The organism is Rhodococcus sp. WS3, assembly GCF_003797085.1.
Taxonomy (GTDB): Bacteria; Actinomycetota; Actinomycetes; order Mycobacteriales; family Mycobacteriaceae; genus Rhodococcus_F; species Rhodococcus_F globerula.
In genome coordinates this window covers 382,889-392,173 of sequence record NZ_RKMA01000004.1, presented here as the reverse complement: position 1 = coordinate 392,173, position 9,285 = coordinate 382,889, and the positions used below count along the sequence as shown (strand labels likewise).

11 protein-coding genes are annotated in these 9,285 nt (G+C 59.9%); 5 read left to right on the top strand and 6 right to left on the bottom strand.

Translation table 11 applies throughout. From position 1 onward, the window contains the following. On the bottom strand, positions 1-204 hold a 204-nt coding region (locus EEB13_RS31830; protein ID WP_222839825.1), incomplete at its 3' end, for a hypothetical protein. 188 nt (positions 205-392) lie between these two features. Between EEB13_RS31830 and EEB13_RS32160 the strand changes: the two genes are divergently transcribed. The 3 genes from EEB13_RS32160 to EEB13_RS29590 are packed head-to-tail and all read left to right on the top strand — an operon-like array spanning position 393 to position 1,712. Next, positions 393-779, top strand: a complete 387-nt coding sequence (locus EEB13_RS32160; RefSeq protein WP_261984676.1) for a Ppx/GppA phosphatase family protein — start codon at positions 393-395, stop codon at positions 777-779. Then, the gene (locus EEB13_RS32155; RefSeq protein ID WP_315985041.1) at positions 742-1,239 is read left to right on the top strand and encodes a hypothetical protein; all 498 of its coding nucleotides are present in this window, start codon (positions 742-744) and stop codon (positions 1,237-1,239) included. Before EEB13_RS32160 ends, EEB13_RS32155 begins: the two co-directional genes overlap by 38 nt. A 38-nt stretch (positions 1,240-1,277) precedes the next feature. Continuing rightward, a complete protein-coding gene (locus tag EEB13_RS29590; RefSeq protein WP_141486895.1) occupies positions 1,278-1,712 on the top strand; it encodes a hypothetical protein in 435 nt (144 codons plus the stop codon). Positions 1,713-1,734: 22 nt separating this feature from the next. Here EEB13_RS29590 and EEB13_RS29585 read toward each other — a convergent pair whose 3' ends face one another. The 3 genes from EEB13_RS29585 to EEB13_RS29575 are packed head-to-tail and all read right to left on the bottom strand — an operon-like array spanning position 1,735 to position 3,283. Beyond that, positions 1,735-2,457: a metallophosphoesterase gene (locus EEB13_RS29585; RefSeq protein ID WP_222839824.1), complete on the bottom strand. Its 723-nt coding sequence runs from the start codon at positions 2,455-2,457 to the stop codon at positions 1,735-1,737. Then, positions 2,454-2,717 carry a BON domain-containing protein gene (locus EEB13_RS32150; protein ID WP_141486894.1) on the bottom strand — a complete coding sequence of 88 codons (264 nt, stop codon included), beginning with the start codon at positions 2,715-2,717 and terminating at the stop codon, positions 2,454-2,456. The genes EEB13_RS29585 and EEB13_RS32150 overlap by 4 nt, the downstream gene beginning before the upstream one ends. A 23-nt stretch (positions 2,718-2,740) precedes the next feature. Further along, positions 2,741-3,283 (bottom strand): nucleotidyltransferase, encoded by a 543-nt coding sequence (locus EEB13_RS29575; RefSeq protein ID WP_033233761.1) that lies wholly within the window; start codon positions 3,281-3,283, stop codon positions 2,741-2,743. 331 nt (positions 3,284-3,614) lie between these two features. Between EEB13_RS29575 and EEB13_RS29570 the strand changes: the two genes are divergently transcribed. After that, a complete protein-coding gene (locus EEB13_RS29570; RefSeq protein ID WP_084702548.1) occupies positions 3,615-3,854 on the top strand; it encodes a hypothetical protein in 240 nt (79 codons plus the stop codon). A 30-nt stretch (positions 3,855-3,884) separates the two neighbouring features. Here the strand turns inward: EEB13_RS29570 and EEB13_RS29565 are convergent, their stop codons facing one another. Continuing rightward, on the bottom strand, positions 3,885-4,766 hold the full coding sequence (locus EEB13_RS29565; RefSeq protein WP_141486892.1) for an aldo/keto reductase: 882 nt from the start codon (positions 4,764-4,766) through the stop codon (positions 3,885-3,887). A 175-nt stretch (positions 4,767-4,941) separates the two neighbouring features. On the opposite strand from EEB13_RS29565, the gene EEB13_RS29560 reads away from it, so the two are divergent. Then, entirely contained in the window at positions 4,942-5,853 is a 912-nt protein-coding gene (locus EEB13_RS29560; RefSeq protein ID WP_141486891.1) for an alpha/beta hydrolase, read from the top strand. Positions 5,854-5,873: 20 nt separating this feature from the next. Here the strand turns inward: EEB13_RS29560 and EEB13_RS29555 are convergent, their stop codons facing one another. Then, complete coding sequence (locus tag EEB13_RS29555; protein ID WP_141486890.1) at positions 5,874-9,170, bottom strand: protein kinase domain-containing protein; 3,297 nt, start codon at positions 9,168-9,170, stop codon at positions 5,874-5,876. Between the last annotated feature and the right edge of the window lie 115 nt (positions 9,171-9,285).

The following is a 9,285-nucleotide window of genomic DNA, read 5'->3' as shown; positions in this document are numbered from 1 at the left end:
GCCCGCAATATCATCGCGGAGCGAGTACTCGGGATGCCGCGTGAGTACTCGGCCGACCGGGATCTCCCGTACAAGGACGTCCGTCGCGGTCGATAACCTGAGCAACAGAGCCTTTCGGGAGTTCGGTTCGGAGCAAGCGGCGACGGCCACCGCGCTGACGTCCGCCGGGCAGATGATGTCGGCAAGGCATTGATAGACCGCCATTCACCGATTGTCCTAGGCCCGACCACGGCATTTTCACCGATGTTCAGGCATCGCTAGGTGTTTCACGGTGTTGGCCGAAGTATTGGTATTTTGCAGGGACCGTGCAGCAGGTACTACTCCTGGATTGCTGAGTCGAAACGGGCTCGGATGTTTGGTTTGGCTCTCGTGTTCGGGGTACTCGTTAACGCATGCGGCTCGGTGTTCTCGATGTCGGATCGAATTATGCGCAGCTTCAGATCGTGGAAGCTACTGCTGGGGCGCCGCCACTGCCGCTGCATGCACTGAAAGCCGCGACAGGTTTGGCTGAGTCGATCGATGCAAGCCAGTGTCTGGACGGCAACGGAATAGAGCGGGTGTGCGACGCGGTGACGCAGTCGCTGGAGGCTGCGCCGCATTACGAGGTTGATCAGATCTATCTCTTTGTCACTGCTGCCATCCGGGATGCGGCGAACCGGGAGGAAGTTCTGGATCGTGTGGCAGCTGAGTGTGGATTACGCCCACAACTCCTGACCGGCTTGCAGGAGGCGCGTTTGACCTATAGAACTGTGTCGGTACGTACGTTCCTCCCTGCGTGAGACAGCGGATCATCCTCTGTGGGAAGGGAAACCGCAGCGGGTTGTCGGTACGTCCAAGACCTTCAAACAATTGGCGCGATTGGCCGGAGCGCCGCCGCAGCGAAAAGGACCGTTTGTGCGACGAACATTGTCGCGCAGGGACCTTCACGGTTTGGTCGCACGGATGGCGACAATGACGACCGATCGTCGCGCCAAACTGCAAGGCGTGGCGCGATCGCGCGCTCACCAGATTCTTGCAGGTGCGATCGTGGCCGATGAGACGCTCTACGCCCTCGATGTCGATTCGATCGATGTGAGCCCATGGGCACTACGCGAAGGTGTCATCCTTCAGCATCTCTCCGCGGTACCCGATCCTCAGAACGATCTTCCACTCCAAGTGCTGTCTCCGGAGGTGCACGTGGACAAGGCGGTAGTCACGTCATTGCCGATCACCGAATCGTCACACGACCGCACTCGTTGACCAGGCGATCACGAATCGCGAATCGAGGAGAAGAAGACATGAACAAGACCATTGCATCCGTCGCGATCGTCGGCGCTGTTGTCTCTGCCGTCGCGTGCGGTAGTGACGATACCGACCAATCCACCGGTGACGGTAATGATTACGCTACGCAGCAAACCACCAGATCGCCGGCGCAGAGAACAGATGAGAGTGAGCCGACGGCGTCACCGACTGATCTGGGAATGATCGATCAAGCAAAACTTGCGTCGTTTGTTGTCGCCTTTCGAGCCGGCTACTCGGAACTGACGCAAGATCGCGACGACAGCAGCATCGAGCTCATCGTTCTCCAGTCCTGCGACGACATTGGGAACGGAGTGGACGAGCAGCAGGTCACGGATGAAATCCGAACGCTCGCTGCACACAACGGCAATGAACCCACTCAGGATCAAGCAGAACGGATCTACGACATGGTCACCCCCGCCTGCCCGGGATGACCTGACTCCCCTCGGTTCGGGGTCAGGAGTCCGCCGTCCCGAGACCGTATACGGCATAGGCTGCTCGGATAACTGGTTGTGCAACATTGCGCACCCTCACCCCGCCAGGGGTTGTGCCACGCTCGGTTCCGGCGTGAGCGTGCCCGTGGAGTGCCAGATCGAGTTGAAACTCGTCGATAGGTTCGCCGAGGAGATACGACCCGAGGAAGGGGTAGATCTCGGGCGGTTCACCGTGCAGGGTGTCGCTGATCGGCGAGTAGTGCAGTAGTGCGACGCGTATATCTGCCTGGAGCGAAGACACCGCTGATCGGAAGCGTTCGGCGACGTCGACGGTATGGCCGGCGAACTCCTTCATTTGTGGTTCTCCGAACACGCTGGCGCATTTACCGGCGAATCCACCACCAAATCCTTTGGTGCCTGCGATCCCCAATGTTTGTCCGGCAATGTCGATGGTGACAGATTCGCCTTCCAGTACAGAAATCCCTTGCGCGGTAAGCGTATCCGTAATGTCTGAGACAGCATTGCTGTGGTAGTCGTGATTTCCGAGCACGGCGATTACCGGGATTCCCAGGTCTGCGAACTCGTCGGCAACAACCTTCGCCTCATCCCGGCCTCCATGTCGGGTGAGATCGCCGGCCAGCAACAAGACGTCCGCGTGGGTGGATACCATGTCGAGTGCAGGCCGCAACTCGCCGTGTGAATCTGCGCCGAGATGCACATCGCCGACCGCGGCGACCCGGATCACTGTAAGTCCTCGTAATCAGATTGTGGTTCAGCGGAACTCACGACATGGATGTCGTTGCAGACGGTAATGTCGGGGGCCAACTCCGTGACTACCGATTCTAGTTCCCGCTTTCGGGCGAGACTGTTCACTTCACCGCTGAGGTAGATCTTCGATCCTCGAATCGTCACCCGCACACCGAGTTCCGATGTTCGTGGATCTTCGGCGAAAGCTCGTCTGATGTGTGCCGCCAGGTATTGCGGAAGTTGCTCTTCTGCCTTCATCCTCCCTGCCTCCATTCGCTTGCCTATTTTGTCGCAGCAATCTCGAGATCGTCGAGGAGCCCAAGAAAGGCCCGCGCATACGGCGAGGCTCGTGTCTGGTCGACAACTTCCGGCCAGTCGACTTGCTCTCGTAAATCGCGCGCGATCTGGAGCATGGGAACGAAGTCGCAACGATGAGCATCGAGGACGTTCAGTTTGTCGATCATCAAGTCCGTCGCGCCGACGACGGGTGCGACAGCGGAGCCGACCCGCATAGACGTTGCCCGGTCCAGGAACTCGTCAGTGATGTCGCGCCCTGAGGCAGAGAAAATAAGGTCGACGAGTACGTCGCTGTCGTACACCTTTGCCAGCCAATCCTCGGGCGGGTTAACCGGTTTCATTCCGGTCTCGCGTAGTGCGTGCAATGCCGGAGTCACGTCCTGCTTGCGCAGGAAGATATCGACATCGTGCCCCGATGGTGGTCCGCCGCGTGCATACACGGCACAACCGCCCGCAACAGCAAATCGAATTTCAGCTCTTGCCAGTGTGTTCACCGCTCGCGTCATAGTCTGCAACAGATCGTCCATGCTGGACCTGTCGTGGGTGGAGACGGGGGGAGGTGGATGCCGGGGTGGTCGTGTCGTCATTTTCAGGAGGTACCCGATCTCCTTCCGGCGAACCGTGTGGGCTCGAGTTCGCCGACGAAATCGACCGACCGGATCGAATGCGTTCTCGGAGTTCTCACCGCGCGGACAGTGGGTCGAAATCGCTCGGTTCCTCGACCGTTGGTGTGAAAGCGATTTGGTCCCAGTGTTACTGGGGGTGAAGCTTCCATAGAGGATACGTCGGACCGAGTCTGGGTACCACGATCAGACATGCCGTCGAGAGCACTGACGGCTTCTGACGAAGGAGACGCTCATGGCTACCTGCGAAACGTGCGGTAACGAGTACGACAAGACGTTTACAGTCACGCGTGGCGAACGCACTGCCACCTTCGACAGCTTCGAATGCGCCGCCCAGGCAATGGCACCACAGTGCGCGCACTGTGGATGCCGCATTCTCGGACATGGAATCGAAGCGGAAGACACGATGTACTGCTGCGCTCATTGTGCTCGTCAAGAAGGTCACAACAAGGCAGCAGACCGCGTAGGTGCCTGAATCGGCACACGCCACTAGGCTAGCGCTAGATCAGGCCTCGGGGATCTCCCGGCCGTAGTTCTCGAGTGTGATGCTGTCGGGATCGGGTCCACCGCGTACGCCGGTGTCGAGGGCATCGATCGCAGCAAGCTGGTCGCTGGTGAGGTCGAAGTCGAAGACGTCGAAGTTCTCGGCGATGCGGGTTGGCTTTGTCGACTTCGGGATAGCGGAGCGACCTTGCTGCAGATGCCACCGCAGCATCACCTGGGCTGCGGACTTACCATGCTGCACAGCAATATCAAGCAAAGTCGGATCGTCGAAGGTGCTCTTCTCGCCGCCACCGTAGGAGGTGATGCCGCCGATCGGCGACCAGGCCTGCGTCACGATGCCGTGCTCGGCGTGGAGGCGCTGCAGTTCCTTCTGCTGGAAGTACGGGTGAAGTTCGATCTGATTCACGGCTGGTACGACGGTTGTCTCGGCCAAGAGTCGGTCGAGGTGTGCGGGCATGAAATTGCTGACTCCGATGGCCCGGACCTTGCCGTCGGCGAGTAGCTTCTCCAGCGCCCGGTAGGCGTCGAGGGTCAGGTCGAAACGGTTGGACAGCGGCTGGTGCAAGATAAGAAGGTCGAGTTGGTCGACGCCGAGCTTGCCCGTCGCCTTGTCGAACGCGTGGAGGGTGGTGTCGAAACCGTAGTCGCTGATCCAGACCTTGGTCTCGATGAACACCTCGTCGGAGTTGACGTCGGAACGCTTGATACCTTCTCCGACCTCACGTTCGTTGAAGTACGCGGCGGCAGTATCGATGTGCCGGTAGCCGGTGCGAAGGGCCGACTCGACGGCGGAAACCGTGACATCCGGTGGGGTTTGGAAAACGCCCAGCCCGATGGCCGGCATTTCCACGCCGTTGTTCAGGGCGATCGTATTTTCAGGCATGTTTTCACCGTAGGGATGTTTTGGCGGAGGTGACAGGTACTGGCGTTAACCCCCAACAGGTTGCCTGGATGTCCGGACGGGCCACTACACAGGTTGTTGAATCATGTTGTTTTCCGCCTAGGGTGTCGCAATCGCGATAGTTTCGTTGAACACGTCGACGGAAAGCGAACATGCCATGACCTCGGATCGGGTTGCGACGGATTTCGACCCCGCATTGAAGCTCGCACGATTCCTGCCACGCACCGTGATCACTCGGCGCACTGCGGGACTCCTCCGTCGACTCACCGGATTAGGAGCCCTGGTGCCGCCAAAAGGTGGGGAAGTTGTCCGCTGCGACGCGAGTGTTTCAGTCCGGGTATTCCGACCCACCGCGCCCGAAATCCCCAGGCCAGGTGTGCTCTTCATCCATGGCGGTGGATATCTCATCGGCAGCGCAGCGATGGGGGATGGAATGTGCCGGAACATCGCCGCGCAATTGGGTGCTGTTGCAGCGTCGGTGGAGTACCGGCTCGCACCGCATCATCCGTATCCTGCCCCCTTGGAGGACTGCTACCGCGCACTGCGGTGGTTGGCGGATCAACCTGACGTCGACGCGAGCCGAATCGCTGTCGTGGGGGAGAGCGCCGGTGGGGGCTTGGCCGCTGCTCTGACTCTGCTGGCCAAAGAACGCGGTGAGGTGCTGCCCGCATTCCAGTTGTTGTCGTATCCCATGCTCGATGACCGGACAACCAAACGAACAGACTTCGACGAGAGCCGATTCAGGGTGTGGAGTCCCCGCAGTAACCGCTACGGATGGAGCGCGTATCTCGGATCGTCGATCACGGATGTGCCGCCGTTGGCCGCGCCCGCACGGTACGAAGATCTCACGGGACTCCCGCCGACGTGGATCGGCGTCGGAACACACGACTTGTTCTACGACGAAGACTTCAACTACGCCAAGCGGCTCATCGACGCCGGCGTTCCGTGCACACTGTTCGAGGTACCAGGTGCCTACCACGGCTTCGATCAGATCGAAGCCCGATCGACCCCGGCGCGTAACTACCGCCGCGAACAGCTGAAGGCTCTAGCTGCCGTCCTCTCCACTTAGGGAATTTGACTGCACGGCACCTACTTCGGTTCTGGGCTATCGCCTTTCGATTCCGCAAACCATGCGGCAACTTGTGTGCGCGAGGTGAAGCCGAGCTTCACCAGTAGATGCTCGACGTGGCCCTGCGCGGTGCGCGGCGAGATCACCAAGCGGGCTGCGATCTCCTTGTTGGTGAGACCGTCAGCCACCAGCGCGGCGACTTCGAGTTCGCGTTTTGTCGGCCTGCTCGACGGGCCGTTAGTGGAACTTCGCGGGCTGGTGCGTTCCTCGCCCAGTGCGTAGTCGACAGCGTCGCGGAACCGAAGGTCGGCGCCTTTGCTACGCGCATTGTTGAAGGCTCGCTCGCCCAGCGCGAGTCTGACTTTGCGTTCACAATCGTCTTGGAAGACGGCCATGCTCGGCACGACAACAGACGAACCTCCGACGGACCTGCTCGCTTTCTCAGCGGCGCCCATCAACATGGCTGCGCGTCGGGCATCCTTGCTGTCGGTCGCGACCCACGACAATGCTTGCAGGCACACGCTGGCGTTCAACCGGTCATTGAGGTTGCGGCCCAATCGCAATGCCTGCTTCAGTAGTCGAGATGCCCGATCGCCATCGCCGTGCTTCCAGGCCGCAACAGCCAGCGTCCACAGGACGTACGTCCGATACACCGTTTCGCCGTGTTCCTCGGTAATGGCAAGTGCGCGTTCGTTGTATTCGATTGCTCGGTCGGTGTCATCCATCAGGTCGAGTGTCATGCCGAGGGTAAGCAAGGCAGTTACCTGGAAGGGCAGGTTCTTCTGTTCGGTGAACAACTGAGCAGCCTTTTCGAGGTGGATACACGACTCGGCAAGATCCTCGTTGAACAAGGCAAGATAGCCCTCTGCATGCTGGAGATAGGCGTTGATCAGCGGGTCGGTCGATTGGCCGGCGAGGACTCGCCCCTCCTTGACGAGTGCTTCTGATGTTTGAATATCTCCCTGGACCCCAGACAAGAGGCTTCCGGCATGAATTGCCCTGGCACGCCCGATGGTTGGCGGGCCCATTCGATATTCGCTGAATCTCCGTAACCATTGACGGCCTTCGGTGATTGCGCCACGAGCGAGCCAATAGGAAAACAGGGCCGTTGTGATCCGAGTGCCGATTTCAGGACTGTCGGACACACAGAACTCCAAAGCCTCCCGCAGATTGGACTTTTCCCGAGCGATAGTGGTGATCAACTCGATCTGCCGAGGGCTGATCCAGTCGGTATCTGCTGCGAGCGCCAGAGCTTCGAACCAATCGCGGTGTCGGCGACGAAGTTCCGTGTACTCATGCTCTCCGGCTTCTTGTGCCTTCTGTCGCCCGTAGTCGCGGATTGTCTCCAGCATCCGGAAACGCACGGTGTTGTCCGACATTTCACGGATCAGTATCGACTTGTCGACCAGAAACGTCACGGCGTCGAGCACGTCCGTCGGTGTCAGCTCTCCGTCGCAAATCTGTTCTGCGGCTTTGAGTTCGAATCCACCGGAGAACACCGACAGTTGCGCCCACACTGCTTGCTCCATCGGAGTGCACAGGTCGTAACTCCAGTCGATGCACATTCGCAATGTCTGTTGCCTTGACGGTGCGTCCCTGCTTCCACTGGTCAACAAGGCGTATCGCTCGGAAAGTCGCTGCAGGATTTGTGTGGGCGACATCGCCCGCAATCGCGCCGCTGCCAACTCGATCGGTAGCGGGAGCCCGTCCAGTTGCCTACAGATCGACGCGATGGCGACTTTATTGTCCTGCGTGAGTTCGAAGCCCGGCACAACTCCGGTGGCGCGATCGACGAACAGTCGCACGGCATCGTTACTCGGCGCGCCCTTCGGTAGGTTGTCGGGATCGGGGACCGGTAGTGGGGGGACAAGGAGAATCGACTCTCCTCCGACTCCGAGTGGTTCGCGGCTCGTCGCCAGAATCTTCAGGTCGGGGCAGGCGCGTAGCAGAAATTCGGATAGCTGCGCCGCTGCAGTAACTACCTGTTCGCAATTGTCGAGTACCAGCAAAAGCTCTCGTTGAGCGAGGAACTCGGCAACCATCTCCCGGACGGGCTTCGCAGACCGGTCTTGTATCCCCAGGGTGCGTGCCACAACACCTGGGAGCAGCGATTGCTCCTGCAGCTCCGCCAACTCCACCAGCCGGACGCCGTCGGCAAAACTGTGTTGTGTCTTGGCGGCGATCCGAAATGCGAGTCGAGTCTTTCCCACACCACCGATTCCGGTCAATGTCACCAGTCGCGCGGTCGTCAGTAGGTTCTTGGCCGTGGCGAGTTCGGTACGGCGGTCGACAAAACTGGTCAGCTCGAGCGGGAGTCCCCCGGTGCGATCCGTTGGCGGAGGAATACTTTTTTCGGGGTACTCGTTTTGCGGATGACCCTGTGCTGTGGGCGATGGGACGGATTGCGTGCGTGCAGGTTCGGAGTACAAGGACATTTCATCGACAGGCAGATCGTGGCGGCGTTGTGCTTCGCGGAGTTGTTGTCCTAGCTCCTGTGACGACAGGCGGGTTCCCGGGTTGGCGGACATGGCTCTTTCGATGAGAGCGCCGACGTCGTCCGGGATGCCGAACTCGCGTGGGTTCGGAACAGGCTCCGACGTAACTCGCAGGAACTGGGCGACCAGTCGTTCACCACTGCGACGTTCGAAAGCAGCGTGTCCGGTCAGTGTGGCGAATAACGTAGAGCCGAGACCATAGACATCCGCTGCGGAACTCGGCGGCCCGCCGGTCACGATTTCGGGCGCAATGAAGGCCGGTGAACCCGTGACAATGCCTGTGCCAGTTTCGAATCCACCGGCAAAATGAGCGATGCCGAAGTCGGACAGCGCCGGTTCACCGTAATCGGTGAGCAGGATGTTTCCGGGCTTGACATCTCGATGCAGGATGCCGAGTCGGTGCGCGGACTCCAAGGCGCCGGCAATCTTCACACCGAGGCGCAGTGCTTCACCTAGTGGGAGCGGTCCGTGCCGTCGGATCAGGGTGTCGAGGGAATCTTGGGCGTAGTACGGCATGACGATGAAGGGCCGTCCGCTACCGGTGACGCTGGTTTGAAAAACATTCACGATGTTGGGATGTCCGGTCAGTCGGCCTGCTGCGCGCTGCTCTCGAAAGAACCGTGCGCGGTTCTCCTCGTCGAGGTCGGTGGTGAGAACCTTTACTGCCACGGTCCGGTCGAGCGACGGCTGCCGACAGCGGTAGACGACGCCGAAACCTCCACGGCCGATCTCGGTAGCGTCCTCGAACCCGGACGCAGACAATTCCGCCGCGACCGAACCTGTCGCGTCGAATTGCGTCGCGAAGGGGTCGACATCGGTCATGGACTACATCGATCCACCTGTGCACGTCGCGTGGAAAATCCGACGAAACTCACCTATCGATGATGGTCCCTGAAAGCCCCCGCTCGCCACCCCCCAAGGCATTTTGTTGGAAATT